Consider the following 26,988-nt stretch of genomic DNA (forward strand, 5'->3'; position numbering starts at 1 on the left):
TCGATGGCACTTCTCGGACGCACCGCCGCCGGCCTGTTCTGGATGTTCCGCTACATCGAGCGCGCCGAAAACATGGCGCGCATCGTGGATGCGGGTCTCAGGCTCTCGCTCACCAACCTGACCAGCGGCCCGGAGGAGTGGCAGTCGGTTCTCGTCTCGGCGGGCGCGGAAGCCGCCTACCGCCAGAAGCACGCCGAATTCGACCCGCAAAGCGTGATCGACTTCCTGATCCGCGACCGCGACAACCCGTCGAGCATCCGCTCCTCGATCGACACGGCGCGCTCCAACGGGCGCATGGTCCGCACCGCCCTCACCCGCGAGGTCTGGGAAACGCTCAACGAGGCCTATCTCACGCTCAAGGCCCGGCTGGAGCGCCCCGTCGAAGAGCACGAGCTGCCGCAGGTGATCGACCTCGTGAAGCGGCAGACCGCCCTCATCCGCGGCGCCTTCTACGGCACGATGCTGCGCAACGAGATCTTCGACTTCTGCAATCTCGGCGCCTTCGTCGAGCGCGCGGACAACACGGCACGCATCCTCGACGTCAAGTACTGGGTGCTGCTGCCGACGCACTCCTCGGTCGGCTCGCCGCTCGATTCGCTGCAATGGGCGTCGATCCTGCGCTCCGTCTCGGCGCAGCGCTCCTATATCTGGGAGTACGACGCCGAGTACCGGCCGATCGAGGTCATCGACTTCCTGATCCTCAACCGGCGCATGCCGCGATCCCTGGCCTATTCCTGCGCCTGCATCCTGGAAAGCCTCGACTTCCTGGCGCGCAGCCACGGCTTCGACGCGGACTGCCATCGCACGGCGCAGGCGCTGAACGAACGGATGACGCAGCGCAGCGTGACCGAGATCATCGACGCGGGACTGCACGAATTCCTGGGGCAGTTCATCGTCGACAACAATCGCCTCGCCAGCGAGATCGCCGAGAGCTTCAACTTCTACAAGTGAAGCGCGCCGCTCCGCACCGTTGCAGGCGGGTGACGGCGCAAGCTTGAGGCAGCCTGGACGAGCCTATCGTCTTCCGGCTCGCTCGAAGGAGCGCTAACGAGCGGTAGCCGTCCGGCGAAAACGGGCGGGCACGTCGGAAGAGGGCTCCCATGACCTATTGCGTCGGTCTCGCGGTCGATCGGGGCCTCGTCTTCATGTCGGACACCCGCACCAATGCGGGCGTCGACAACATCTCGACGGTCGGCAAGATGAAGACCTGGGAGGTGCCGGGCGAGCGGTTCCTGTGCCTGCTCAGCGCCGGCAACCTCGCGACGACGCAGGCGACCGTGTCGCTCCTCGAGGAGCGGCGCGTGGCGCCGGCCGAGCGCAACCCGGCGATCCTCACCATGCCCTCGATGTTCCAGACCGCGAGGCTCGTCGGCGACACGCTGAAGGAGGTCATCGCCGAATCGACCCCGGCCGGCCCCAATGCCGACGGCCGCTTCACCGCGAGCTTCATTCTCGGCGGCCAGATCAAGGGCGGGCGTCCGCGCGTCTTCATGATCTATCCCGAAGGCAACTTCATCGAGACGACGCCGGACAACCCCTTCTTCCAGATCGGCGAGCACAAGTACGGACGGCCGATCATCGTGCGCGCATACGAACCCGGCATGTCGCTGGAGGAGTGTGCCAAGCTGCTCCTCGTGTCCTTCGATTCGACCATTCGCTCGAACCTGTCGGTCGGTCTGCCGATCGACATGCAGTTCTACGAGACCGATTCGCTGAAGGCCGGCTACCGCCGCCGCTTCGACCGCCGCGACCCCTACTACGTCCGCATCTCCGAAGGCTGGTCCGATTCGCTGAAGAAGGCCTTCGACGACCTGCCGCCCTTCACGACGGAAGGCTGACGCGGCGCCGCGTCAGTAGATGCCGGGGATGATCCGGGCGGTGCGCGCGCGATAGGCGCGGAACTCGTCGCCGAACGCTTCCTCCATCATCCGCTCCTCCGGGCCGATGCGCAGGAAGAACAGCGTGCCGAAGCCGACGAGCCCGGACAGGCCTGCCAGCCAGTTCGGCAGGAGCAGCGCTTGCGCCACGGCCATCGCCCAGAAGGCGAGGTACATGGGGTGGCGCAGCCGCGAATAGATGCCGCTCGTCACCAGCTTGTGGTCCTCGCGGATGTCGAGCGAGACCGACCACATCTTGCCGAGCGCCTTGTGCGTCAGCCGGAACAGGACGAGCGCGAAGGCGGCGGCGATGCAGCCGAGGACGATCTGCAGGGCCGAGGGCTCGTAGGACAGGGAGCGCGGCCAGCGTGTCGCGGCGAAGATGCCGGGCAGGATGCCGAGGCCGGTCAGGGAGACCGCCATGCGCACCGTCTCGGCGGTGCCGCGCGCGGAGGCCGCGACGCGGGCGCGCTTGGCTCGCCGCGCGAAGGAGAAGCGGATCACGTACCAGCCGACGGCGAGGACGACCCAGGCGGCGACGCCGATGCTCGTCCAGCTCATCGCGGCGCGGCCTCGGCCGCGGGACCCAGCGGCGGCAGATCGACGGAGCGCGCCTCGACGAAGCGCGGGAAGGACACGGGACCGAACAGGATCATGTGGAACGCATAAGGGCGCCGGCGCTCGTTGCCCAGCACGAACTGCCGATGCAGCCGGAAGAAGTTGAGCCGGATGCGGCGGAAGGTCTCCGGCGTCAGGAGCTTGGACAAGGAGATCCGCATCGTTTCGGGCATCCGCCCCGTCTCGATCCCGAGCGAGCGGGCGGGCTGCGAGCGATAGAAGTTGATCGGATCGGTGATGGCCTGAACGTCGAGCCAAAGGAGGCGATCGCGCGAGACGAGCGCCTCGACCGCCGCCCGCTGTTCGCGGCTCGCCGGGTGCAGCGCCGTCTTCATGAGGCTCGATCCCACGGTGAGGAGGCCGAGTTGCGGCGGCACCGCGCCGATGCGCTCCAGCGCCCGAGCGAGAGCCGGCACGGCGAAGCTCGCCCCGAGGCTGTGCGCGGCGACGATGATCTCGTCGGCGTCGGCGTTCGCCAGACGTTCGGTGAGGAGGTCCGCGAAGGCCGCGAGGCGCGCCTCGATCGCCGGCGAGCGGCCGCGGCAGAGATCCGCCGCCAGAGCCCAGTCGTCGAGCGCGACGAGGAGGTGAAAGCGCTTGTCCGCACGCTCGAACAGAAGGGCGCAGGCGGCAAGGCCGAGCGGCACGCTCCACACGGCATGCCAGGCGGACAGGCCGGCCCAGGCCGGCAGCGCGGCGAGAACGCCGCCGACCAAGGCGACGAGCGCGAGGAGGATCAGCGGGAACAGGAAGAACAGCGCGTAGCGCCAGCTCGTGCGGCAGTAGCGAAAGAAGGTGCCGCTGACGAGGAAGTCGCCCATGGCGGCGAGGCCCGCGAGGATTCGGCGCCGCTTGGGCCGCGCCGCATAATCGAGGACGAAGTCGCCCCAGCCGCACAGGACGAGCTCGGTCTGGCTGCGCCAGCCCGCGCCCTCCCCGGTCCAGCGGGTTTCGGACAGAAAGGCGTCCGGCCCGACCGTTTCGGCCCGGTCGAGCGTCAGGGATACGTCGAAGGCGGCAGCGGTCTTCTCGGCGCCATGACGAAGGCGGCCGACATGATCGGCCGCCTGCATGGGTTCGAAGCCTGGAAACAGGAACACCAGCCGCCGCGAAACCGGGTCGATCATCGGGCCAGTCTGCGCGGGATGCGGGCGGAGCGCCGAAGCGCCCCGTACGGCATCAGGTGTTCATCGCCTTCAGCGTCTCGATGTAGTTCTTCGGGAAGAGCATCGGGTTGGGAGCCCGGTAGCCCATGTGGTTGGCGATCTTGCCGACGAAGCCCGAGCAGTTGGCGAGCACCGCGTGCCAGACCGGCGAATTGGCCTGGAGGTGGCGGATGTAGGCGAGCACGTCGTTGTACTGCGCCCGGTTCAGGTTGATCCGCCAGTTGGCGGTCATGTACTCGTCCTCGAGGTCGCCGTCGCTCGCGCCGGTCTCGGAGGGCACGGGCACCATGTGACCGAGGACGTAGGGCACGTCGCTGGTCGATGCCGGGTGCAGGCCGGCAACCTCGCGCGTGAGGATGTTGCCCGCGCGGTCGCGCTTGCCGAACATCACGAAGGTATGGCCGTAGCTTTCCGCCGAGCGGGCGCGAAACTCGATGTAGTAGAGACCGTCATCGACGGGCGCGTAGGCGTTGGCGGCGTAGTCGGCCGACGACGTCGAAGCCATCGCCATCGAGGCGTTCTCGTTCGTGGAGGCGCAACCCGCCATTCCGAGGCAGACAAGGCCGAGGAAAGCTGTCCGGATCATCATCTTCATACGTTTCGTTCCTTCGGGCCGGCAGGCGCTCGCGGGGGCGCTCGTCCCGGCTTCTGACACGATGCTTAAGGCGTTGATTTGCGAGGCACCATCACGGAGTGAATGGCGCTCTCAGCCACCTGTGCTACCTTTTGGTCGCCTGTTGCCTCAACGCAACAGGCGCCGGGATCAGTACTGCTGCGCCACGGCCGGGAAGTAGGGATCCAGCGGATCGGCTTCGCGCGTCGGGTAGGCGTCCGCGGCCGGCATGGTCGATCCGGTTTCAGAGGGATCGACGTAGGACTGCGCGCCGTATGCGCCTCGAGCCGAACCGTAGCCGCCCTGCGCGGCGGGGTAACCGCCGGACGCACCGCCACCCTGGGCGGGATAAAGCTGCTGCGGATAGCCTGCCTGACCATTGCCGTAGGGCTGCTGCTGCTGGGTCGGATAGGCCTGCGACTGCGCCGGGTAGGACTGGCTCGGCATGCCGCCGACGCCGCCGCCTTCCATCGGCGCGCCCATGCCGGTCGCGCCCGTGTTGCTGGCGACGTATTGCGGCAGGTCGTCGTCGTTCTCGCCGACGAGGGCCTCGTTGCCCTGCAGCACCACCACCTTCGCGCCGACCGGGATGCGATTGTAGAGGTCGATGGCGTCCTGGTTCATCAGGCGGATGCAGCCGGATGAGGCGGCGGTGCCGATCGTCCACCACTCGGCCGTGCCGTGCAGGCGGTACAGCGTGTCCTTGCCGTCGGCGTAGAGATAAAGCGCGCGCGCGCCCAGCGGATTGGTCAGGCCCGGGGGCATACCGTTCTTGTAGGGCTCCAGCTCGGGCTTGCGCTTGATCATCTCCGCCGGCGGATGCCAGCTCGGCCATTCGCGCTTGGTGCCGACCTTCGCCTCGCCCTTCCAGGACAGGCCGGAGCCGCCCACGGCCACGCCGTAGCGCATCGCCATGCCGTTGGCCTCGACCACGTAGAGAAAGCGGTTCGGCGTGTCGACGATCACGGTGCCGACCTCGTAGCCCTGCGCGTTGTAGGGCACGCGCTGGCGCAGGAAGCGCGGATCGACCTTGTCGACCGGGATCTCGACGAGATGGTGGCCGTTATCGTCCACGGCCGCGTAGTTCATCACCGAGTCCGGCGGGGTCGGCGCGCCGAAGGCGGATTCGGCGGCGAGCTGGGTCTCGGGCGGCATCTGAGTCGCTTCGGGCGCGAAGGCGTCCTCGGTGAGAGAGTCGTGCGTCAGGCAGCCCGACAGCGACATCGTCGCCGCGGCCATCAACGCGATCCGGCTCGTTTTCGACAGCATTCTCATGCGAGACCTTCCTCGACCTGCGGAACCTGGTGCCGCCCGGGCGCAACGCGTGCCCCCAACGGGCGCCCGCGACGCTGCACCGCGATTCCCCGGTTTCGTCCGCAGCAAACCTGCAACAGTGTCAACCGTGTGGCACGGACAGGGTTTCTACTATGCTATTGGAGAACAATGTCCTAAGCAGGCTGGCCTCGAAAACGGACCGCGGTTGCAGCGCGAAAGGCCCAGGAAGGGCCGGAGTGGCAGGAATCCTGCCGATGGCGCAAGCCTTTGCGGCGTCCTGAAGGGCGGCGCGCGTCGCCCGTCCGAGCAGGCAGAACTGTTGCAGGACAGACACAGAGATCGACCGCGGAACGAGGACGCCGCGGCTCGGGATGAGGACCGGACATGAAGAATCTGATCGCGGCGGCCCTTTTTTGCGCGTCGCTTTCCGCCTGCGTCACGGCGCAGCCGGACGTGGCCCTGCAGCCGGTGGCCCGGGGGCCCTCGCCGGAGGAGGTGCGCAACGACAATCATTGCCGCGGCCTGCTGATGCAGCCCGGGACCTTCGTCTACGTGCAGTGCCGGCTTGCCATGGACGGGACCCAGCTCAAGCAGGAGCGCCAGTTCCGCGCCCGGCTGGAGTCGGTCGGCGGCCCGCTCACGCCCGACGTCGAGAACGCGATGCGCGCCGACGTCATCTGCAACTTCAACGAAGCGTCCAAGCTCTCGCAGCAGGTCGGCGACGCCCAGGCCCTCGCCTATCAGGCGCTCGGCAAGTGCCGCCGCCAGCGCGGCGTGCTCGAGCGCACGGTCGCCACCTGGCTGCCGGGCCGTTTCGACGCTCTGGCCACCTACGAACAGGATGCCGTCGGGCGGAACGTGACGACGATCAACGAGGCCCGCGCATTCCCGACGACGCCGCCCCCCGGCGCCATGGCCGCGGCAGGCGCACCCGGCCCGGGTGGCATGCCGGGAGCCGGCGCGCCCCAGCCGGTCGGCGGCCCGGCGGTGCCGGTGGGCCAGCTCGCGCCGATGCGGGCATACTGAGCTGCGGCGCGGCACGATCGCGTCGCAACCCATTGTTCACCACGCACGAAACGTTGGGGAGTTCGGGCAACGCGTGTTGCGCTGTTGCACTAGCGAGATGGCCTGGCTTGCCCCAATTTGCGCTGCATGCGTATTTCCTGAGGTGGCTTGGGCGCATTCAACGTTTGACAGTAGAGGATCCCTCTCAATGAAGAACATCATGGTTATCGCCGCTGTGTCGTTCGCGATGGCTACCCTCGCCGGCTGCGCCGGTGACGGCATCGGCAAGGGCGTCGGCAAGGGCAAGGGCAAGGGCCCGGTTGTCGTTGAAGAGCCGGCGCCGGTCGTGACGCAGGACACCTACGTCTCGAAGGGCTGAGCCCCGCCAAGACCAGCGGCGAGCGGGCAGCTTCCTCGAAGCGCCCCTCGCCTGTCTTCAGGCTCGTCGGTTCATCAGAACCGGCGAGCCTTTTTCATTTGAAGCACTTGAAAGCAGTCGACATCGAGCGCCAGCCCGGTGCGGCGGCCGAATCTCAGGGATCGCGGCGCAGGCCCTTGGCGGCGAGTTCGTCGAGATAGGTCTGCCAGCGCGCATCGCGATTCGCGCCGAGCTCGGACAGGTAGCTCCAGGTGAAGAGGCCGCTGTCGTGCCCGTCATCGAAGACGATTCGCACGGCGTAATGGCCGATCGGCAAAACGTCGCGAATCGCCACGGCGCGCTTGCCGCCCACCGTCACGCGCTGGTCCGGAGCATGGCCCTGAACCTCGGCCGAGGGCGACATGACGCGGAGCATCTCGGCGGGAAGCTCGTCCCGCGAGCCGCCCCTCCAGGCGATGAACAGGGTTCGACGGTTGGGCGAGACGCGCAGCTCTTCGGGAACTTGCGTGGGTGACGACATGATTCGTGGCCTCTGAGCTCAAGGGAGGACGGCCCGCGGAGGGTCGCTCCGCTTGACCGCGCCCACCCCCGCTTCCACATTCGGGGGATCAGCACGGGAGAATGCGCCCTCCGGGGCGGTTATGTCATGGATCAAGCCGAGAACATCAAGCTGGACAAGGCCGTGGCCGCGGCTCGTCCGCGGATGATCGATCCGTTCAAGCGACCGATCACCTACCTCCGGGTCTCCGTGACCGACCGTTGCGACTTCCGCTGCGTGTACTGCATGGCGGAGGACATGACGTTCCTCCCCAAGCGGGACCTCCTGACCCTCGAAGAGCTCGACCGCCTGTCGAGCGCCTTCATCGCCAAGGGCGTGCGCAAGCTGCGGCTCACCGGCGGCGAACCCCTGGTGCGGCGCGGCATCATGCAGCTCATCCGCTCCTTGTCCCGGCACCTGGACAGCGGCGCCCTGGAAGAGCTGACGCTGACCACCAACGGCTCGCAGCTCGCGCGCTTCGCCTCCGAACTCGCCGATTGCGGCGTCAAGCGCATCAACGTGTCCCTCGACACGCTGGATGCCGGCAAGTTCAAGGCGATCACGCGCTGGGGCGACTTCGACAAGGTGATGGGCGGCCTCATGGCCGCGCGAAGCGCCGGTCTCAAGGTGAAGCTCAACGCCGTCGCGCTGAAAGGATTCAACGACGACGAGATCCCGTCGATGATCGAGTGGGCGCATGGCGAGGGAATGGAGCTGACCCTCATCGAGACCATGCCGATGGGTGAGATCGACGAGGATCGCACCGACCGCTACCTGCCGCTCAGCGCCGTGCGCGCGAGCCTCGCGGAGCGCTGGACGCTGAAGGACATCCCGTTCCGGACGGGCGGGCCTGCCCGCTACGTCGAGGTGGCCGAAACCGGCGGCCGGCTCGGCTTCATCACGCCGATGACCCACAACTTCTGCGAAAGCTGCAATCGCGTTCGCGTCACATGCACCGGCACACTCTTCATGTGCCTCGGCCAGGAGGACGCCGCGGACCTGCGCGGGCCGATGCGTGCCTCCGAGGGCGACGAACTCCTGAACCAGGCGATCGACGCCGCCATCAGCCGCAAGCCGAAGGGCCATGACTTCGTGATCGATCGCCTCACCAAGGCGCCCTCGGTCTCGCGCCACATGAGCGTCACGGGGGGCTGATCCGATGCGGACGAGACTGCGCGCCCTCGCTTTGGCGACATGGTTCGGCTTGACCATCGCACCGGTCGCGGCGGTGGCCGATCAGGTGAGCCGCGACGGCGGCGACGTCACCTACGTCAACAGCCGCTACGGAACGTCGGCGCGCTTCCCGGCCGCCGCCTTTCCCGAAGAGCTTCCGGCACCGAGCAACGGAGACGGGCTGGCCTGGAGTTCGCCGAGCGGCGCGCAGCTCGCCATCTACGGCCGCCCCAACGACGGGGGCGAGACGCCGAAGTCCGTGATCGCCCTTCGCGCCGCCGACGATTCGGTCACCTACAAGGCATCCGGCGACCGTTGGGCCGTGGTGTCCGGCTTTCGCGACGGACTGATCTTCTACGAGCGCTATATCTTCCGGGGCGACCTCATCCATTCCGTCTCGATCCGGTACCCCGACTCCGAGCGGGGGACCTACGACCGGCTGGTGGGCCCGATCACCAACTCGCTGCGCGGCGCGAACGCGTCCTGATGCGACCATCCGGCGACCGAGTTTTTCGCCGGACGGGCTTTCACCGCAAGGGCAGAGGCGTATAACCCACGCTTCCCTGTCTAATCCGGACGTGCATCCCCCGTGCTTTCCCGATCGCCGTCCCGCCTGAGCGACAATGTCCGCGCGGCGCTGTTCATGCTGGCGGCCATGGGCGGCTTCGTGATCAACGACGCCTGCACGAAATATGCCACGCGCGACATCGATATCGCGCAGATCATGGCCGTTCGCGGCGTGATGGCGACAGCGTTCCTGGCATTTCTGGCCTGGCGGGCCGGAGCCTTCGTCGGTATCGACCGCGTCCTCTCGCCGCGGCTCGGGGCCCGCACGCTGGCCGACATCGGCGCGACGATCTCCTATCTCACCGCCCTCGCCCACATGCCGATGGCGAACGCGTCAGCCATCTTCCAGGCGACGCCGCTCGCGGTGACGCTCGGGGCGGCCCTGTTTCTCGGCGAAAAGGTCGGCTGGCGGCGCTGGTGCGCGATCGGGACCGGCTTTCTCGGCGTCCTCGTCATCGTCCAGCCCGGCTCGGATGGCTTCAACGCGTATTCGCTGGCGGTTCTCGTGTCGGTCGCCTGCTCATCGATGCGCGACCTCGTGACCCGCCGCATGGACGCGCGCCTGCCCTCGATCACGATCTCGCTCGTCACGGCGGCGGCGGTCTGCATCGTCGGCTGGGCCTGGCTGCCCTTCGTCGGATGGAACCCGATCGCTCCCGACATCCTCCTCGCCCTGATGATCGGCGCCGTGTCGATCGGCGTCGGCTATATCTTCATCGTGAAGGCCATGCGGCTGGGCGACATGGGCTTCGTCGCCCCCTTCCGCTATTCGATCCTTCTCTACGCCCTTCTTCTCGGCTTCGTCCTCTTCGGGGATCGACCGACCGTTCCGGTCGTCGTCGGCTCGTCCATCGTCGTGGCGAGCGGCCTCTACACGCTGCTGCGCGAGCGGCGGCTCGGCCGCCTCAAGGTGGCCCGCGCGCAGGTGCATTGATGCTGAAACGAACCGACGAAACCGGCCTGACAACTGGTGCCGCGCCGATCCGGGCGCCGATGCTGGCGACGCTGATGATCGCCTCGGCCCTGTCGCCGCTGGCAATCAACATCTTCATCCCGTCGGTGACCTCGATCGCCGGCGACTTCGACGTTCCCCCGTCGACCATCGGCCTCGGCCTTTCGCTCTATCTCGCGGCCACGGCCGCGATCCAGCTCCTCGCCGGACCCCTATCGGACCGCTACGGGCGCCGACCGGTGATGATCGCCGGCTCCGTCCTGTTCCTTGTCGGCACGCTCCTGTGCATCTTCGCCGCCTCCGCGACGATGTTTCTCGTCGGTCGCATCATCCAGGCGGCGAGCGCCACGGGCATCGCGCTCTCGCGCGCCATCGTACGCGACGTGTTCGACCGCGCCCGATCGGCCTCGATGATCGGCTACGTCACCATGGGCTTCGCGGTGGCGCCGATGCTCGGGCCCGCGATCGGCGGGCACATGGACGGCGCCTTCGGCTGGCGGTCGGTCTTCTGGCTGCTGCTGGTTCTCGGCGTCCTGACCCTCGGCCTCCTCGTCTTCGACCTGTCCGAGACCAACCGCGACAAGGGCAAGCCGGTCTTCGCCCAGGCGGCGAGCTACGGCATTCTCGCCCGCTCGCCGGCGTTCTGGCGCTATGTCGGCGTCTCGGCCCTCACCTCCGCGGTCTTCTTCTCCTTCCTCGGCGGCGGGCCGATCATCGCCGGCCATGTCCTCGGCATGACGCCGGCCGGCTACGGCATGTGGTTCATGCTCTGCGCCTTCGGCTACATCGTCGGCAACTTCGTCGCGGGGCGCTACTCGCAGCGCTTCGGCGTGAAGCCGATGATGGTCGCGGGGAGCCTTCTCAGCTTCAGCGCCCCGCTGCTCACGCTCGGCCTCTTCGTCGCCGGGCTCGTCACGCCCGCGACGCTCTTCGCGCCCATGCTCATCGTCGGGATCGGCAACGGCCTCGCCCTGCCCTCGTCGACGGCCGGCGGCGTCAGCGTCCGGCCGGAGGCGGCGGGGGCCGCGGCCGGTCTCCTCGGCGCCTTTCAGATCGGCGCCGGCGCGGCCTGCTCGACGATCGCCGCTCATCTGGCCGAACGCTCGGACGGGCCGGTCGCGGTGGCGCTCCTGATGGCCGCCTGCGGCTTCCTCGGCCTCCTGTGCGCGGTGACCGCCCGCCGCGAGGCGGCGCATGCGCCTTGAGGGCAAAAAAGATGAGGAACGGCCGGGGCGGCGGGCCTTCGCTTGGTTGCACGGCGACCGGCTTCCGTGCAGCATCGACGCCGCTTCGCGCCCTCCCGACGATCATTCACATTCAGACACCGGAAAGCATTTCATGACGCTTCTCAAGACACTCGTTCTCGCCGGCACCGCGCTGGCCTTCGCCGCGGGCGCGGCGAGCGCGCAGGACACCGACGCCGGCAAGGACTGGTCGACCGTCGTGATCGGGACGGAGGGCGCCTATCCGCCCTTCAACTTCCTCGACGCCTCGGGCCAGCTTCAGGGTTTCGACGTCGACGTCGCCAAGGCCCTCTGCGAGCAGATGAAGGTGACCTGCACCTTCGTCACGCAGGATTGGGACGGGATGATCCCGGCGCTCCAGAACGGCAACTTCGACGCTCTCATCGCCTCCATGTCGATCACGCCCGAGCGCGAGGAGCAGATCGCCTTCACCGACAAGTACTACCAGACGCCTCCGGCCATCGCCGTGCCGAAGGATTCCGACATCGCCGAGCCGACGGCCGCCGCGCTGGACGGCAAGGTGATCGGCGCCCAGACCGCCACGACCCATCTTCAGGCGGCCGAGTCCCTCTTCCCCGACGCCGAAGTCCGGCCCTACCCGACCGCCGAGGAATACAAGCTCGACATCGACAGCGGCCGCGTCGATGCCGTGGTCGACGACGTCGTGGTGCTGTCCGAATGGCTGAAGAGCGATGCCGGCGCCTGCTGCAAGCTCCTCGGGACACTGCCGGCCGATTCCGCCATCTACGGCAAGGGCATCGGCATCGGCCTGCGCAAGGGCGACGAAAAGCTGCGGACCATGTTCAACGAGGCCATCCAGGCCATCCGCGCCAACGGCAAGTACAAGGAAGTCCAGGACAAGTACTTCGACTTCGACGTGTACGGCTCCTGATGCCTTCGGGCGCGCCGAGCCCATCGGGGCCGGCGCGCCGCTCCGGCGGACTGCCTGAATGACTTCAATCACGAGCCTCCTCGGCTTCGGCGCGGAAGGCTGGGGCGACGACCTCGCCTCGGGCGCCCTCGTCACCATCGCGCTCGCACTCGCCACGCTCCCCTTCGGCCTCGTGCTCGGCTTCCTCCTGTCGCTCGCCAAGCAGTCCGAGGACTGGGCGCTGCGCCTGTCCGCCGACATCTACACGACGATCTTCCGCGGCCTGCCCGAGCTTCTCACCCTCTTCATCGTTTATTTCGGTATCAACGGCCTTCTCAAGGCGGCGAGCGACGGGGCCGGGCTGCCGGCGCTGGCGCTGTCGAGCTTCGCGTCCGGCATGGTCGCGCTCGGGGTCGTCTTCTCCGCCTTCGCGAGCGAGGTCTTTCTGTCCGCCTTTCGCGCGATCCCCAAGGGCCAGCGCGAGGGCGCGGCGGCGCTCGGCCTGCGCCCGCGACATGTCATGGTGCTCGTCATCCTGCCGCAGGTGCTGCGCGTGGCCCTGCCCGGCCTGTCGAACCTTTGGATGAACCTCCTCAAGGACACGGCGCTCGTGTCCGTCGTCGGGCTCGCGGATCTCTTGCGCCAGACGCAGATCGCCGCCCGCGTGACGCGCGAGCCGTTCCTGTTCTTCGGCACGGCCATCGTCCTCTACCTCGTCATGACGGCGGTGTCGTCGGTCGTCATCGCCTGGATCGAGCGATGGACGCGGCGCGGGGAGCCGGCGCGATGAAGAACGCCCTCGATCCGCCGCTCGCCGCGACGCCGCCCGACGTCCTGCCCCGGCGGCGGCCGGGCTTCGCCGGCGTGCTGGCGCTCGGCGCCTGGCTTCTGGCGGGGCTGAGCCTCGTCGCCTACCTCGCCGCAGCGTGGAATCCCGACCTCTTGGCGCGCTACGCCCCGATCTACCTGTCGGGCCTTTGGACCACGATCCAGCTCGTCGCGATCTCCTTCGTCGCCGGCGCCCTGATCTCGGTGCCGGTCGCGCTCGGACGCGGGTCGAAAGGCTTCGTTCAGCGCGACCTGTCGACGGCCTACGTCGTCCTGTTCCGCGGCACGCCGTTCATCGCCCAGCTCTTCCTGATCTATTACGGCTTCGGCCAGTTCCGCGACTTCTTCGAAACGATCGGTCTCTGGGGGTTCTTCCGTGAGCCCTGGTACTGCGCGATCTTCGCGCTTGCGCTGAACACGGCCGCCTATCAGGCCGAGATCCTGCGCGGCGCCGTCGCGAGCGTGCCGAAGGGCCAATGGGAGGGCGCGAAGTCGCTCGGGCTGTCCCGCCTGACGACGCTGCGCAAGGTGATCCTGCCGCAGGCGGCGATCGTGGCGCTCCGGCCCTACACGAACGAAGTGATCCTGATGGTGAAGGCCTCGGCCATCGTCGCCATCATCACGGTCTACGACCTCCTCGGCGAAACGCGGCGGGCCTATTCCCGCACCTTCGATTTCCAGACCTACATTTGGGCGGCGATCCTCTATCTCCTGATCGTAGAACTGCTGCGCCACGCGACGAACTTCGCGGAGCGGCGGCTGACCCGTCATCTGCGTCGCTGAAGCGGCGCTCCTCATCGGCACTCAGGACAAGGATCAACGATGGCCAAGGTCGCGTTCATCGGGCTCGGCGTGATGGGCTACCCCATGGCGGGTCATCTCCGGGCGAAAGGCGGCCACGAGGTCGCCGTCTTCAATCGTTCCGGCGAGAAGGCGCGGAAATGGGCGTCCGAGCACGGCGGCCGCGCCGCCGCGACGCCTCGGGAAGCGGCCGAAGGGGCCGACTTCGTCTTCACCTGCGTCGGCAACGACGACGACGTGCGTTCCGTGGTGCTGGGCGAATGCGGCGCCTTCGCCGGCATGAAACCGGGCGCGACGCTCATTGACAACACGACGGCCTCCGCGGAGCTCGCCCGAGAACTCGACGCGGCGGCCAAGGACAAGGGCCTGCGCTTCGTCGACGCGCCCGTCTCCGGCGGCCAGGCCGGCGCCGAGAACGGCGTCCTGACCGTGATGTGCGGCGGCGACGAGGACAGCTTCCAGGCGGCGCGTCCGGTGATCGACGCCTATGCCCGCATGGTCGGTCACATGGGGCCGGCGGGTGCCGGCCAGCTCGCCAAGATGATGAACCAGATCTGCATCGCAGGGCTTGTCCAGGGCCTTTCGGAAGCCATCGCCTTCGGCCAGCGGGCCGGGCTCGACATCGAGACGGTGATCTCCGTCATCTCCAAGGGCGCGGCCGGCTCCTGGCAGATGGAGAATCGGCACAAGACCATGATCGATGGCCGCTACGACTTCGGCTTCGCGGTCGAGTGGATGCGCAAGGATCTCGGCATCTGCCTTTCGGAAGCGCGCCGCAATGGTGCGTCCCTGCCCGTCACGTCGCTCGTCGACCAGTTCTACGCCGAGGTGGAGGCAATGGGCGGGAAGCGTTGGGACACGTCTTCGCTGCTGGCCCGGCTCAACCGCTGAGAACGGACGCCTCGCCGGTCCATCGTCGAGCTGGCCGGCCTCGTCTCCCGGCCTGACGAGATGCAGCGGCGCTCGCCCGTGGCACAGGGATTGCTTAACCATGTCCGACGGCGGCAGGAGTCGTGGCATGGACCGAAGACGAGACGACGAGGGCGGACGATCGCCCCAACCTGGCACAGTGAGGATCGACCGGTCCTCGGTTCTGTTCCAGGATTGGCTCTACCCGCAGCCACCGCAGCAGCGCGCGATCGAACGGGCGATGGTGGACGTCTATCTCGTCGGCCTGATCGCGGCTGTGGTTATCGTCGCAGCGGTTGGCGTCTGGTTCGGTCTCCAGGCTCTCGGCATCGGGGTTCTCGACGCGATGATGCTCGAATTCGCGCTCGCCGTTCTCGGAAGCATCGTGGCGATCGCCTCCTTTCTTCTCGCGAGATGACGGGCACGCGCCGCTACGGCCGACCGGACGCGTCGCGGAGGATCAGGCCGCCTCGATGACGCTCGCGCCGACGCGCACGAACCGGGCGGCGAAATCGCCCGCGGGCATGGGCTTGCCGAACAGGTAGCCCTGCCCTTCCGCCACCCGCTCGCGCAGGTGGCGCATCTGCCCCGCCGTTTCGATGCCCTCCGCGATCACCGACAGATCCGCGCCCTCGGCCATCCGCACCACGGCATCGACGATCGCCCGGTCCATGCGGTTCGTCTCGATGTCGCGGACGAACGACCTGTCGATCTTCAGGCGCGTGATGTCGAGCTGCTTCAGCATCGTCAGCGACGCGTAGCCGGTGCCGAAATCGTCGAAGGCGATGCCGACGCCCATGGCGCGCAGGCGCCGCAAGTGTTCCGACACGATCCGCTCGTTCTGCAGGACGATGTTCTCGGTGATCTCGAGCTCGAGCCCGTCGGACGGAAGACCGCTCGACAGGAGGGCGGACTCGACGCGCTCCACGAAGTCGGGCGAGCGAAGCTGAACGGCGAAGAGGTTCACGCCCAGCCGGAAGTCGGCAAGCCCCTGGCGCCGCCACGCCACGGCCTGGCGGCAGGCCTCCCGCAGGATCCAATCACCGACCGGCACGGCGAGGTGACTGCCTTCCAGCACCGACAGGAAGGACGCGGGCGCCCGCACGCCGAAGTAGGGATAGTTCCAGCGGATGAGCGCTTCGGCGCCGGTGATCGCGCCGGTGCGCAGGTCGACCTGCGGCTGGTAGTACAATTCGAAGTGCCGCTCGTCCCAGGCTTCCTGAAGCTCCATCGCCGTGCCGCTCCGCTCCATGGCGATGCGCCGCAGCTCGGGAGTGAACAAGCGGATCCTCGCCCGGCCGTTCGCCTTCGCATCGTAGAGGGCGAGGTCCGCGGCGGTGAGCATCTCGACGGTTCCGGTAAACGCCGAGCCGGACGTCATGACGCCGATGCTGGCGGAGATGTGGACCGTCTGGTTCTCGACCGCGATGGGTTCTTCGATCGCGGCGATGATCGCGCGGCCGACATGGTCGGCCTGCAGGGGATCGGCGCTGTCGTCGATCAGGACGGCGAACTCGTCGCCCCCGAGCCGGGCCACCATGTGCCGCTCGTCCACGGCCGACCGCAATCGCTCGGCGACGATGCGCAAGACTTCGTCGCCGCCGCCGTGACCGAAGGCGTCGTTGACCGCCTTGAACCCGTCGAGGTCGATCATCATCAGCGTGAAGGAAGCCGCCACGCCGTCCGACGGCCCGGCCAGCTCGGCGAGGCGATCGTGGAAGCGGGTGCGATTGGCGAGGCCGGTCAGGTGATCCGTGAAGGCGAGAATCCGGATCCGCTCCTCGCTGCGCAAGCGCTCCCGCTGATCGCGGAAGGCGAAGACGATCTGCGGACGACCGCCGAGGTTCACGTCGCTTCGCAGGAGGCGGACCGGCACCAGCCTGCCGGAGGCCGCGACGATGTTCGCGTCGGCCTCCTGATGCTCCGGCAAATCACTCAGGTTCGCTTCGAGGAGCAGATCGCCGAGCGAACAGCCGGTCAGATCGGCCCGGCTCCGCTCGCACAGGCGGGCCAGGCTTTCGTTCGCCGTGACGACGACGTCGCCTTCGCAGATCGCCAGGCCTTCCAAGGCGAGGTTCGCGAGTTCGCCGAGCCTCAGCCGCTCCTTGCGCAGCATGGCCTTCGCGTGGAGGGTCATGCGCAGGCCGAGCAGCGCGAGAAGACCGAGACCGATGCTGACGGCCGCGACGATCGGAGCCAGGACGTCCGGAGGCACGGCATAGGTCGGCAGCCGGATCGCCGGATCGTATTCCAGGCGCAGCGCCATCATGCCGCCGATGTGCAGCACGGCGATCGCCAGGATCAGCAGCGGCGCGGCTGCGGGCCGGACCGATTTCATCCGCTCGCCAGCGACCACCGTGGAGAAACCGAAGAGCGCAAGTCCCGCGGCGAGCGACACCGCCACCAGGGTCGGCTCCCACCAGATCTCTCCGGTGACGAGGTAGGCTGCCTGACCGACGTAGTGGAGGAGCGCCACGCCGATCCCGATCACGAGCCCGCCCCAGAACCGGCGAAGCCGCTCGTGCCGCCCCAGCGTGAGCATGATCCCCGCGCCGATGCCGGCCGTGGCGAGAAGCAGGGAGAAGGCGGTCAGGGCCGGCTCGAACGCGGACAACATGCCCGGGCGATAGGCCAGGAGCGCGATCATGTGCGTCGCCCAGGCCGTGCAGCCCGCCGCCCCGACGGCGACGAGGGCCCAGTTCCGACGCGCGTCCCCGGTGCTGTGCCCGGCATGCCGGGCGATCGAGAAGGCGCCGTAGACGCCGATCCCGCAGACCGCTGCGGCCAGCAGCAGCAGGACCGCGTCGTGATCGACCTGTAGACAGGAAAGGACTTGCTGCATCGGTGAGTCTCCGCCGCAAGATCCTAAGGGACAGCGCTTAAAAACTTCCGCGTGCAGACCATCGATGCTGGCCGGCGCGGCGAAATGTCGTCGGGCGATCTCTCAACCTGAACCCGGCGGTTCTACTGCGTCAGCATCGGCTCGGCGCGGGTTTGGGCGAACATCCGCTGCAGGGCCGCGTCGATCGCGTCCGCCTGGCTCGCCTCGTAGTACCACCCGAGCGACGCGCAGCTCTTGAGTGCCGGCGCGACCTTCGCGGCCACGCCCGTGTTGACCACTTGGACCGCGTACCAGTCGGTCTCAATGAAGGGTCGCGGCGGCAGGTAAGTCGTATAGAGCACGCCGACCGTGATGCCCTTGGCCTTCATCGCCGAACAGGATGCCTGCTCCAGAGCGCTGACGCAGCGGTTGCCCGTCTGCACGCATCCGCTTCCCTTCTGAACGTCCCGCACGCCGTCGGTGATGATGATGACGTACTTCTTGGGCTGCTCGGGCGAAGTCCCGTCCCCCGCGGCCGTCAGGCGCTGGTTGAGCTGGGCGACGGTCTCGTTCTGGTAGCTGTCGGAATAGGGATTGCCCTTGCTCGGACCGAGCGTGATCTTTCTGGCGGCGGCCGCGAGGGAGTCGAAATCGCCCGAAAGATCGTGAAGCGTGATCAGGGCGCCGGTCGAATAGTTGGCCGACATCCCCATCGCGAAGAGCCCGATCCGGTAAAGCGGATCCGAGTGGGATTCGCGCCGCGCCGTTTCCACGAGATCCACCGTCGCGTCCCGCAGCACGTCGATCCGCAGCCGGATGCCCTCGCGCGCCGCGACGTCCGAGTAGGTTTCCGTGTGGTCCGAGTTTTCCTTGGCATGGCAGCCGAAGACGCAGGATGTCTGCTCCGACTTGCCGTTCTTCAGCTTGACCCTGGCGTAGAAGAGACGGTTCATCTCGTCCGTCGTCGCGGCGATGCCCATCGATTGCGACACGTCGACGGCGACGTAGACTTCGGAATAGGTGGGAAGAACGACGCTCGATATCGACGCGTCGCTGGCCTCGAAGCTGTCCATTCCGAAGAGCGGGGCGAGGTAGGTTGCCCGGTGCACCTTGAAGCTGGCGCGGCTCGACAAGGTCTGTCCCGAGCGCGTCACTTTCACCGTCGCCTCGTAGTCGGTGAGCCCGAGCTGCGCGGCGTTCGCGTCGAACAAGAGCCGCCCGCGGCGCTCGCCTTCCGCGATCGCGGCCGCCACCGATGCCGCGCTGCCGTCGCCCGAGCGGATCAGGTCGCGCGCGACACCGCCGGCCTGGAGCGCCGCGGCATCGGCCGCGACCTGGGCCTTGTTTCGCGCGGAAAGAATGTTGCCGAAGTCGACGGCCAAGCCGACCCCTCCGAGCATCGGCAGCGCCATGACGGCGAAGATCATCGCCACGTTGCCGTCCTTTCGCCGCCAGATCTGGGCGGCCGACCGCAAGCTCAGGAAACCGGAAAGCGAGAAGTTCATGACCGTCCTGGGCAACTGACCGCATATTCGACCGCGGCGACGTGCCTCGGCCGGAAGAAGGTGGAGCGATGGAAGGAGATCGTTTCCGAAAGGACGGAGACGATAACGGGCTCGTAGCTGGCCACGACGTCGACGACGACGATCGAGCCGGGCCCGAAGACTTCGGGCGGCAGGGTCGAAAGCGAGCTTCCGGAGCCGGCCGGAAGGGCGCCGCAGGGCCGCGTCCTGCCCGTCAGCGAGGTGCTGAACTCGACGTCCGCCTTGTAGGTGCAATCCCGCTTGCAGGCCGCGTCGGCCAGGCTGAATTCGACGCTCGAAACCGTCACGTCGACGGCCGCTTCCAGCGTCTTGCCCGTGTTGGCGGCGTGCCGGATCACGTTGGGATCGATGAGGGCCGCCATCTTGATGAAGCCCGCCATCTCCGATTCGCCGATCGGCCCCTTGGTGCGCGAAACGAGTTCGCCGATCGTCTCCGCGATGAAGGTGGCGCGATTGGCCGCCGTGATGGCCGAACTGACTTCGACGCCGCCGACCAGCATGACGATCATCGCCGGGGCGATCAGTGCGAATTCGAGCGCCGCGACGCCCGAACGCGAGCGGCCGAACCGAGCGAGCAGTTGCTTCAACACGATGGGTGCGCGCCCTTGTGCGGCTCCGCGCGCACGAGCGTCGTCGATCGCATCAGGATGGGACTGCTTTCCCAGTCGTCGGCGCCGATGAGGCTGCTGACGATGTTCGGCAGCTTGTAGGCGGCGTCGATGAACACGAAGTCGTCGGGACCGCCCAGGCAGAAGCTGCCCTTGGACGGGTCGCTCTCAACGGCCGCGAGGCTTCGGGTCTGCCCGTCGACGAAGCGGTAGATGCCGGTCTTCTTGTCGGCGTCGGAGGTCGCCTCGATGCGGTAGACGTTGAGGATGATGTTGTCGCACGACAAGGCCATCATCAGGTGCGGGCAGATCATCTGGTTCAGGAACGCGGCACGGTTCTGAGCGGAGGCGGGAACGTCGCCGACCATGACGGCGCGCGCGGCCAGACGTGTGGCGTGATCCAGCGATTGAACGCCGAAGTGGTAGAGCGCCAGCTGAAACACCATCAGCACCAGCGCGAAGAACGGCGCGGCCACGAAGGCGAACTCGACAGCAGCAACACCGCCTTTGTTGCTGCTTACGCGGGTCGTCAGTTCGATAAGTTGTCGGATGACGCGTCCCGGTTGCATGCCGCTACCGCCTGTCGGTTTTCCGACGAGCTATGCCGGCAGCTCCTTAAGCTATTCCTAGCGCATGCTTTCAAACTGTTGCTTGTAAGACGGAACCTCTGAAGCTGGGACGCGAATTTGGGCGGCCCCTGAAGATGATTCTCCCCGTGCGGCCGACCGCGCGCTTCCGTGCATGGGAAATCCGCAAGCCTCCGGCGCGTCGCGATGACGCTGCAGGAACCATCGCGGTCCGCGCACGCTTCGTGAAGCAGCACGGAGAGACCTTCATGACAGACACCAGCCGCCGCACCTTCCTGGCCGGCGCCGCCCTGACCGCGGGCGTGGCCGTCACGCTCGCTTCGAATACCCCTGCCTCGGCGCAGGCCGGATCCGGCGCCGGCTCGGCCACGGCCCCGACCGCCGCCGACTATCCCAAGCCGCCCTACCCCGTGGAGATGCAGCCCTGGCCGGGCCTCGCTTCGCGCATGAACCCGCGCCCGGACCACGGCGAGACGAGCTACAAGGGCTCCGGCAAGCTGGCGGGCAAGAAGGCCCTCATCACCGGCGGCGACAGCGGCATCGGCCGCGCGGCCGCCATCGCCTACGCTCGCGAGGGCGCGGATGTCGCCATCAACTACCTGCCCGCCGAGGAACCCGACGCGAAGGAAGTCGTCGCCCTGATCGAGGCGGAAGGCCGCAAGGCCGTGGCCATCCCGGGCGACCTGCGCACCGAAGAGTTCTGCCGCCGCCTCGTCGCCGAGGCCGCCGACCAGCTCGGTGGCCTCGACATCCTCGTCAACAACGCCGCGCTTCAGCAGACCCGTCCGTCGATCGCCGAGATTTCGTCCGAACTCTTCGACGACACCATGAAGACGAACGTCTACGCACCGTTCTGGCTGACCAAGGCGGCGCTCGAGCGGATGGGGTCGGGCGCCGTGATCGTGAACACCTCGTCGGAGCAGGCCGGCAATCCCTCGCCCGAGATCATGCACTACGCGATGACGCGCGCCGCCGTCCTCAACTTCACCAAGGGCCTGGCCAAGGAGCTGGCGCCCCGCGGCATCCGCGTCAACGCGGTCGCGCCGGGTCCGTTCTGGACGCCGCTGCAGGTTTCGGGCGGTGCGACCGAGGAGAAGCTGCGGACCTTCGGCAGCGACTCGCCCATGGGCCGCGCGGGCCAGCCGGCCGAGATCGCGGGGCTCTACGTCGCGGCCGCCGATCCGCTTCTCAGCTTCTCCACCGGCCAGATCTTCGGCTCCACCGGAGGCAACGGCCAGCCGGCATGACGAAGCCGGACGCGGCGCAGCGCGGACGATCGCCGCGGCGCCGCTTGGCATGAGGGCTGAGGGCTAGGCCCGGGTCGCTCCTCTCCGGCACGCGGCATTCGTCGCGTGCCGGGGGGCCTGCAACTCGATGGCGGACTGCATCGGATCGAAAAGGGATGCGGCGGGTCGCGCGAGCCACCAACCGAACGGATTCACGGCGGCGTCGAGAGGCTGCTCAACCGGCTGGTCCGGCGATACGGAAAGTCGCGGGTCTCACAGTGACCTGTCGTTGACAGGGACGCGTTCCCGGGCTTGACCATCCGTCGCCGGCCTCGCACCCCACGGATCCTCGCTGGAATGATCACGTCGACCAGGATCCTCGGGCATCCGTCATCCCGAACCGACCAGACTGCGCGCGCGGGCTCGATGATCGCTCGTCAATTTCCGGGTCGGCGGCGGACATGGAACGCGTCCCGCCGCGGCGGCCGTTCAGCGGCAAGGTCGTTCTCTTCGTGAGGATTGTCGCCCGCCGTCGCGTCACCGCGCGAGAGCTGCGCCTGGCTTCCGGCCTCGCGCTCGGGGCCTTCATCCTCTGCCACTTCCTCAACCACGCCCTCGGTCTCGTCTCGGTGCGGGCCATGGAGGCGGCCCGACCCTTTCTGTCCGCGCCCTGGCGGACGCTTCCCGGCACAGTGCTTCTTTACGGATCGCTTGCCGTCCACTTCGCGCTGACCCTCGCCAGCCTCTACGAGCGGCGCACGCTCCGCATGTCCGTCAAGGAAGCGGGTCAGACCGCGCTCGGGTTGGCCCTGCCCTTTCTTCTCATCGGCCACGTCGTCGGTACGCGCATCGACTTCGCCCTGACCGGCACAGAGGCGACCTACCCCGCCATCGTCGAGAGCCTCTGGGTTCGGAATCCGCTGAACGGGGTGCGGCAGGTTGTGGCTCTCGTCGTAGCGTGGCTCCACTTTTGCCTCGGCCTGTTCTTCTGGCTGAGGGTCAAGCCCGTCTTTGCCCTGTGGCAGCCCTACCTCCTCGCCGCTGGCATCCTCGTTCCCGTGCTGTCCGCGCTCGGCTTCGTATCGGCCGGCAAGGAGATCGCGGCGGGCGGAGCTGCCGTCATCCAGCGCGTCGGCGAGACGCCCGACTGGATCGCTCCGGCCATCGGCACGGCCCTCGCCGTTCCGATCATGCTCGTCCTCGTCGCGCGAAGCGTGCGTGCCGCCCGCCGCCGGCGCGATCGCATCCGCATCGGCTACCCCGATGGACGCTCGGTGGACGTGCCGCGAGGCTACAGCATTCTGGAAGCCAGCCGCAGCGCCAGGATCCCGCATCAATCGGTCTGCGGCGGGCGGGCACGCTGCTCCACCTGCCGCGTCGAGATCCTGCACGGCGCGAACGGTCAGCCCGCCCCGGACGCCGCGGAGCGGGCGACGCTCCAGCGCATCGGCGCCGGGCCGCGGGTCCGCTTGGCCTGCCAGTTCCGGCCCACACGCGACGTGGAGGTCATCCCGCTCGTCGACGCGAGCACCCCGCCGGGCATTCGGCTGGGGGCGACCATGCTCGACGTCCACCCCGCCGCCTTCGGCGAGGAGCGGGAGATCGTGGTGATGTTCTGCGACATCCGCGGCTTCACGCGCCTTTCCGAGCACCGCCTGCCGTTCGACGTCGTGTTCATCCTGAACCGCTACTTCGAACTGGTCGGCCGAGCCGTGACCGACAATGGCGGGGTGGTGGACAAGTTCGTCGGCGACGGCGCGATGGCGCTGTTCGGCCTTTCGGTGCCTCCGGCGACAGCCGCCGCCCAGGCGCTCGCCGCCGCCGAGCGGATCATCGCCGACCTGCGCGATCTGAACGAGACCCTGAAGCGCGAGTTGATCGAGCCGCTGCGGGTCGCCGTCGCGCTTCACCAGGGTCCCGCCATCATCGGCGAGATCGGTTACGGCGCGACGGCCAGCCTGACGGCGGTGGGCGATACGATCAATGTCGCCAGCCGGCTGGAAGCGGCGGCCAAGGCGGCCGACGCGGAGCTGCTGGTGTCCGACGAGGTCATGCGCCGCTCGGACATCTCCATCGACGGCTTCGAACTGAAGATTCTCGACGTGCGCGGCCGGTCCCGTCCGCTCGAGGTCTGGGTGCGGAGTGCCACCCGTCCAAACTGACCGGGCGAAGCGCTTGTCGACCTGCGACCCACCTCGATCCTCGCGTCGAACGCTTTTCCCAGGCGAGCGGATCACCTCACCGCAGCGGAAGATCGATCGTGCAACGCACGCCGTTTCGTCCCAGCTCGTAGGAGGTCTCGGCCTGAAGCTGATAGGGCAAGGCTTTCTCGATCAGCATGCGCCCGTAGCCGCCTCCCCGCGGCGCGGCTCCCTCGTCGGGCATGTCGGACACACCGCTCTCGATCCATTCGACCTGCAGACGGTCGAGGAGCGCCTCGTCCTTGTGCAGGCGCCACACGACGCGAAGCTGCCCTTCGTCCGTCGACAAAGCACCGTACTTCACCGCGTTGGTCGCGAGTTCGTGGATCGCCAGCGCGAAGGTCTGGATCGTCGCCGATCGCAGGCGCACGCCCGCCGGTCCGTCGAGCATCACGCGCTCGCTCCTGCCGTCGTCGGGGAAACCGCGGGCGCCGAGTTCGGTTCGGATCAGCTGATCGAAGGTGACGCGGTCGCCGCTTTCCAGCTTCGACAGGAGACCGTTGATCCGCGACAGAGCGCCCAAGCGCTCGCGAAATGTCGGCAGGAACATCTCGAGGCTGCCCGCACCGTCGGCCGTTCGGTCGGCCATGGATCGAATGACGCCGAGGAGGTTGCGCGTCCTGTGCTGGAGCTCGGCGACGAGGACGTTCTGGCGCTCCTGAAGCTGGCGCAGGTCGTCGATGTCCGTCGATGTGCCGAGCCATTCCGTAATCCGGCCGTCCTCGTCGCGCACAGGCAGGGCGCGGTTCTGGAACCAACGATGCCGCCCTTCGCCGGCGTGGAAGAGCCGCGTTTCCATCGCGAGGGCGGACGAGCCGTTCGCCTCCCGCCAGCCTGCCAGCGCCCTGTCCCGGTCATCGGGATGCAGCGCCTTCAGCCACCCGTGGCCGCGGCTTTCCTCGAGCGTCTGGCCGGTGAAGCTGCTCCATTGCGGGCTTGCCCAGGTCCACTCGCCTCCGTCGACGGCGCGCCAGACGAGCTGCGGGATGCCTTGGATCACCGTCCAGAGCCGACGCTGGTTCTCGCGCAGCCGCTCGCCCATTTCCTTCTGCTCGGTGACGTCCTGGGTGATGCCGCCGACATGGGTGATCTGACCACCGGCATCGCGGATCGGGAAGCCGGAGTCCTGGATCCAGCGCACCCGTCCGTCATCCGCACGCCGGATGCGGTAGGCGATCTGGATGTTCTCACCCTCCAGGACACGCCAAAGATCCGTGAGGGCCTGCTCCCGATCGTCGGGATGCATCAGCTCGCGCCAGCGCGCCAGATCGCGGAGGACCGCGTCGCGACCCTCGCCCCAGATCCTCTCGAAGGCCGGACTGAGATAGGTGAGCTGGCGCGTGCGCGCGTCCACGATCCACAGGACGTCCGTCGAGTTCTCGGCAAAGGAGCGGAATCGCTCCTCGCTTTCCCTCAGCCTGGCCGCAGCCGCCGCCTCTCTCAGACGCAGCACCTCGGCCTGATCGCGCTTCCAGTCGCTGATCTCCTTGGTGGTGGTGGCGACGCCGTCGTTGAGCTTGACGACCGACTGGTAGTACCAGCCGTCGAACTGCTCGTGCACGTAATGATGCTCGGCCTGTTCGGGCACCCCGGTCTGCGTCACACGCTTGAAGGCGTCGAAGATGCCCTCGGCGACGACCCCCGGATTGTGCTCCAGCAAGCTTTTTCCGCGCATCTCGCCGAGCTGGCATTCGGAGGCGTGGTTGTTGAGGATCCAGTTGAAGTCGACGATTTCGCCTGCGTTGTTCCAGACCGCCTCGAAGACCTGGATCATGTCGGTGGAGGAGTCCATCGTCGCGCGCAGGAGGTCCCGCCCCGCCTTCAGCTCGGCCGTTGCGTCCTCGACGCGCCGTTCCAGTTCGATGCGGTGCTTTTCTTCGGCCGCTCTCAGCGTCTCGGCGGCCACGCGTCGCTCGGTGATGTCGCTGGCGGCGCCGAACCATTCGGCGATCTCGCCATCCGGCCCGATCAGCGGAACGGCACGCGAAAGAACCCAGCCGATGCGGCCGTCGGCAAACCGGACGCGGTGCTCCAGGTCGAAGAGCGACTTGGTCTGGATGGCCTCCTCGATCCCGGCGACCACCCGCGGGCGATCCTCGTCCAAGATGTACCGGTCGATCCAGCTCTCGACGGGCCCGGCGTCGCCGGAAAGGGTGTCGTTGTCGAGCTGGTACATCATCTGCCAGTCGGGGCTCATGCGGTAGATCGAATAGGTGCCCGCGGTCACCAGCGCTCGGAAGCGCTCCTCGCTCTTCCTGAGCGCGCTTTCGGCACGGCGACGAGCGCTGAGGTCGACGGTGACGGCGATGATGGTCGACGGTCCGTCCGAAGCCAGAAGCGGCGTCAGAATGCTGTTGGCCGGGATAAGCTCGCCATTCGGGCGCCGGTAATGCTTGTCCAGCGACGTGGCTTCGCCGGTCGCGAGGCTCTGGCGCAGGGCCGACACGGATGGGAGCACATCCAGCTCGTGCGTCACGTCGCCAACCGACATGCCGACGAGCTCGTCCGGCGTGCGGCCGAGGATATGGCAGAGCTCCCTGTTGACGCGCAGGAAGTGGCCCTCCGCACTGATGACGGACAAGCCCACCGGCGCCGTGTCGAAGACGGCGCGGAAGCGGACGTCCCGCCGACGTTCGCGCTCCTCGACGTCGCGCAGGCGCTGAATCTTGTGGAGGCGGTCGACGACCGGGCCGATGATGGTGGCGTAGGTCCGCAGGACGTCGATGTCCGCGTCGGAGAAGTCGCGAGGCTCGTTCGCGTCCACCTGAAGGATTCCGTAGGCGCGCCGGCCGGACATGAAGATCGGCACATTGGCGACCGCGCGAACGCCTTCGTCCGTCAGAAAGCCGGCGAAGGTGAAGCGGTTCTCGTCCCGGATGTCGCGCGTGATCACGGGTCGGCCCGTCTGAATGGCGACGCGTTCCGAAGAGGTCGCGTCCACCGCAAACCTCAGGCGGCCGATGGTCTCGGGCTTCCAGCCAAGACCGGCTCGAACAAGCAGCTCCGTCTCACCGTCCTGGATCTCCAGGACCACAGCGCGGTGGGTGCCCAGCGCATTCCTCACGAGGCGGCAGGCTTGTGTCAGCACCTCGTCGAGATCGTCCGAGGCGAGGGCGAACTCACCGAAGTCGGCGAGTCCCTGCTGTCGCTCGCCTCGATGCCCACGGTTGTCCATACTCGATCCC

General features: G+C 67.8%; 24 protein-coding genes and 1 pseudogene. 15 read left to right on the plus strand and 10 right to left on the minus strand.

Going from position 1 to position 26,988, the window contains the following annotated elements:
- The first annotated feature begins 3 nt into the window (after positions 1 to 3).
- Entirely contained in the window at positions 4 to 951 is a 948-nt protein-coding gene (locus FZN60_RS12565) for an alpha-E domain-containing protein (RefSeq protein WP_158873826.1), read from the plus strand.
- Positions 952 to 1,100: 149 nt separating this feature from the next.
- Positions 1,101 to 1,838, plus strand: a complete 738-nt coding sequence (locus tag FZN60_RS12570; RefSeq protein WP_158873827.1) for a proteasome-type protease — start codon at positions 1,101 to 1,103, stop codon at positions 1,836 to 1,838.
- Positions 1,839 to 1,850: 12 nt separating this feature from the next.
- Here the strand turns inward: FZN60_RS12570 and FZN60_RS12575 are convergent, their stop codons facing one another.
- The 4 genes and pseudogenes from FZN60_RS12575 to FZN60_RS29410 all read right to left on the minus strand — a co-directional run.
- Entirely contained in the window at positions 1,851 to 2,438 is a 588-nt protein-coding gene (locus FZN60_RS12575; RefSeq protein ID WP_158873828.1) for a protein-S-isoprenylcysteine O-methyltransferase, read from the minus strand.
- A complete protein-coding gene (locus FZN60_RS12580) occupies positions 2,435 to 3,622 on the minus strand; it encodes a hypothetical protein (protein WP_158873829.1) in 1,188 nt (395 codons plus the stop codon). Before FZN60_RS12580 ends, FZN60_RS12575 begins: the two co-directional genes overlap by 4 nt.
- Positions 3,623 to 3,674: 52 nt before the next feature.
- The gene (locus FZN60_RS12585; protein WP_158873830.1) at positions 3,675 to 4,172 is read right to left on the minus strand and encodes a hypothetical protein; all 498 of its coding nucleotides are present in this window, start codon (positions 4,170 to 4,172) and stop codon (positions 3,675 to 3,677) included.
- A 663-nt stretch (positions 4,173 to 4,835) separates the two neighbouring features.
- A pseudogene (locus FZN60_RS29410) lies at positions 4,836 to 5,549 on the minus strand (L,D-transpeptidase); the annotation flags it as partial.
- Positions 5,550 to 5,933: 384 nt separating this feature from the next.
- Here FZN60_RS29410 and FZN60_RS12595 point away from each other — a divergent pair.
- Together FZN60_RS12595 and FZN60_RS12600 are read left to right on the plus strand one after the other, a co-directional pair.
- On the plus strand, positions 5,934 to 6,575 hold the full coding sequence (locus FZN60_RS12595) for a hypothetical protein (RefSeq protein WP_158873831.1): 642 nt from the start codon (positions 5,934 to 5,936) through the stop codon (positions 6,573 to 6,575).
- Positions 6,576 to 6,762: 187 nt separating this feature from the next.
- Positions 6,763 to 6,933, plus strand: coding sequence for an ABC transporter (locus tag FZN60_RS12600; protein WP_158873832.1), 171 nt, complete (start codon positions 6,763 to 6,765; stop codon positions 6,931 to 6,933).
- 154 nt (positions 6,934 to 7,087) lie between these two features.
- On the opposite strand, the gene FZN60_RS12605 is transcribed toward FZN60_RS12600, so the two are convergent.
- Positions 7,088 to 7,453 (minus strand): gamma-butyrobetaine hydroxylase family protein, encoded by a 366-nt coding sequence (locus FZN60_RS12605; protein ID WP_158873833.1) that lies wholly within the window; start codon positions 7,451 to 7,453, stop codon positions 7,088 to 7,090.
- A 126-nt stretch (positions 7,454 to 7,579) separates the two neighbouring features.
- Here FZN60_RS12605 and moaA point away from each other — a divergent pair, with 126 nt between their 5' ends.
- The 9 genes from moaA to FZN60_RS12650 all read left to right on the plus strand — a co-directional run bounded on the left by moaA (position 7,580) and on the right by FZN60_RS12650 (position 15,234).
- Complete coding sequence (moaA, locus tag FZN60_RS12610; RefSeq protein ID WP_158873834.1) at positions 7,580 to 8,626, plus strand: GTP 3',8-cyclase MoaA; 1,047 nt, start codon at positions 7,580 to 7,582, stop codon at positions 8,624 to 8,626.
- Positions 8,627 to 8,675: 49 nt separating this feature from the next.
- On the plus strand, positions 8,676 to 9,131 hold the full coding sequence (locus tag FZN60_RS12615) for a hypothetical protein (RefSeq protein WP_199266551.1): 456 nt from the start codon (positions 8,676 to 8,678) through the stop codon (positions 9,129 to 9,131).
- Positions 9,132 to 9,233: 102 nt separating this feature from the next.
- Entirely contained in the window at positions 9,234 to 10,145 is a 912-nt protein-coding gene (locus FZN60_RS12620; RefSeq protein WP_246726754.1) for a DMT family transporter, read from the plus strand.
- Positions 10,145 to 11,368 carry a multidrug effflux MFS transporter gene (locus FZN60_RS12625; RefSeq protein ID WP_158873835.1) on the plus strand — a complete coding sequence of 408 codons (1,224 nt, stop codon included), beginning with the start codon at positions 10,145 to 10,147 and terminating at the stop codon, positions 11,366 to 11,368. The genes FZN60_RS12620 and FZN60_RS12625 overlap by 1 nt, the downstream gene beginning before the upstream one ends.
- 133 nt (positions 11,369 to 11,501) lie before the next feature.
- Positions 11,502 to 12,299, plus strand: a complete 798-nt coding sequence (locus tag FZN60_RS12630) for an ABC transporter substrate-binding protein (protein ID WP_158873836.1) — start codon at positions 11,502 to 11,504, stop codon at positions 12,297 to 12,299.
- A gap of 58 nt (positions 12,300 to 12,357) precedes the next feature.
- Positions 12,358 to 13,068, plus strand: a complete 711-nt coding sequence (locus FZN60_RS12635) for an ABC transporter permease (RefSeq protein ID WP_158873837.1) — start codon at positions 12,358 to 12,360, stop codon at positions 13,066 to 13,068.
- Positions 13,065 to 13,889, plus strand: a complete 825-nt coding sequence (locus FZN60_RS12640) for an ABC transporter permease (RefSeq protein ID WP_158873838.1) — start codon at positions 13,065 to 13,067, stop codon at positions 13,887 to 13,889. Before FZN60_RS12635 ends, FZN60_RS12640 begins: the two co-directional genes overlap by 4 nt.
- Before the next feature lie 39 nt (positions 13,890 to 13,928).
- A complete protein-coding gene (locus FZN60_RS12645) occupies positions 13,929 to 14,798 on the plus strand; it encodes an NAD(P)-dependent oxidoreductase (protein WP_158873839.1) in 870 nt (289 codons plus the stop codon).
- 127 nt (positions 14,799 to 14,925) lie between these two features.
- Positions 14,926 to 15,234: a hypothetical protein gene (locus FZN60_RS12650; RefSeq protein ID WP_158873840.1), complete on the plus strand. Its 309-nt coding sequence runs from the start codon at positions 14,926 to 14,928 to the stop codon at positions 15,232 to 15,234.
- A gap of 42 nt (positions 15,235 to 15,276) precedes the next feature.
- On the opposite strand, the gene FZN60_RS12655 is transcribed toward FZN60_RS12650, so the two are convergent.
- From FZN60_RS12655 to FZN60_RS12670, 4 genes are all read right to left on the minus strand, one after another.
- Positions 15,277 to 17,658 (minus strand): bifunctional diguanylate cyclase/phosphodiesterase, encoded by a 2,382-nt coding sequence (locus FZN60_RS12655; RefSeq protein WP_158873841.1) that lies wholly within the window; start codon positions 17,656 to 17,658, stop codon positions 15,277 to 15,279.
- A 122-nt stretch (positions 17,659 to 17,780) separates the two neighbouring features.
- The gene (locus FZN60_RS12660; protein ID WP_246726763.1) at positions 17,781 to 19,064 is read right to left on the minus strand and encodes a pilus assembly protein TadG-related protein; all 1,284 of its coding nucleotides are present in this window, start codon (positions 19,062 to 19,064) and stop codon (positions 17,781 to 17,783) included.
- Positions 19,065 to 19,138: 74 nt separating this feature from the next.
- On the minus strand, positions 19,139 to 19,771 hold the full coding sequence (locus FZN60_RS12665; RefSeq protein WP_158873843.1) for a TadE/TadG family type IV pilus assembly protein: 633 nt from the start codon (positions 19,769 to 19,771) through the stop codon (positions 19,139 to 19,141).
- A complete protein-coding gene (locus FZN60_RS12670) occupies positions 19,765 to 20,358 on the minus strand; it encodes a TadE/TadG family type IV pilus assembly protein (RefSeq protein WP_255475969.1) in 594 nt (197 codons plus the stop codon). Before FZN60_RS12670 ends, FZN60_RS12665 begins: the two co-directional genes overlap by 7 nt.
- Positions 20,359 to 20,624: 266 nt before the next feature.
- On the opposite strand from FZN60_RS12670, the gene FZN60_RS12675 reads away from it, so the two are divergent.
- Together FZN60_RS12675 and FZN60_RS12680 are read left to right on the plus strand one after the other, a co-directional pair.
- Complete coding sequence (locus FZN60_RS12675; RefSeq protein WP_199266552.1) at positions 20,625 to 21,623, plus strand: SDR family oxidoreductase; 999 nt, start codon at positions 20,625 to 20,627, stop codon at positions 21,621 to 21,623.
- Between the two features lie 440 nt (positions 21,624 to 22,063).
- A complete protein-coding gene (locus FZN60_RS12680; RefSeq protein WP_158873845.1) occupies positions 22,064 to 23,764 on the plus strand; it encodes an adenylate/guanylate cyclase domain-containing protein in 1,701 nt (566 codons plus the stop codon).
- Between the two features lie 76 nt (positions 23,765 to 23,840).
- On the opposite strand, the gene FZN60_RS12685 is transcribed toward FZN60_RS12680, so the two are convergent.
- Positions 23,841 to 26,978: a PAS domain S-box protein gene (locus FZN60_RS12685; RefSeq protein WP_158873846.1), complete on the minus strand. Its 3,138-nt coding sequence runs from the start codon at positions 26,976 to 26,978 to the stop codon at positions 23,841 to 23,843.
- Positions 26,979 to 26,988: the final 10 nt, after the last annotated feature.

It is taken from the genome of Antarcticirhabdus aurantiaca (genome assembly GCF_009765365.1).
Taxonomy (GTDB): domain Bacteria; phylum Pseudomonadota; class Alphaproteobacteria; order Rhizobiales; family Rhizobiaceae; genus Antarcticirhabdus; species Antarcticirhabdus aurantiaca.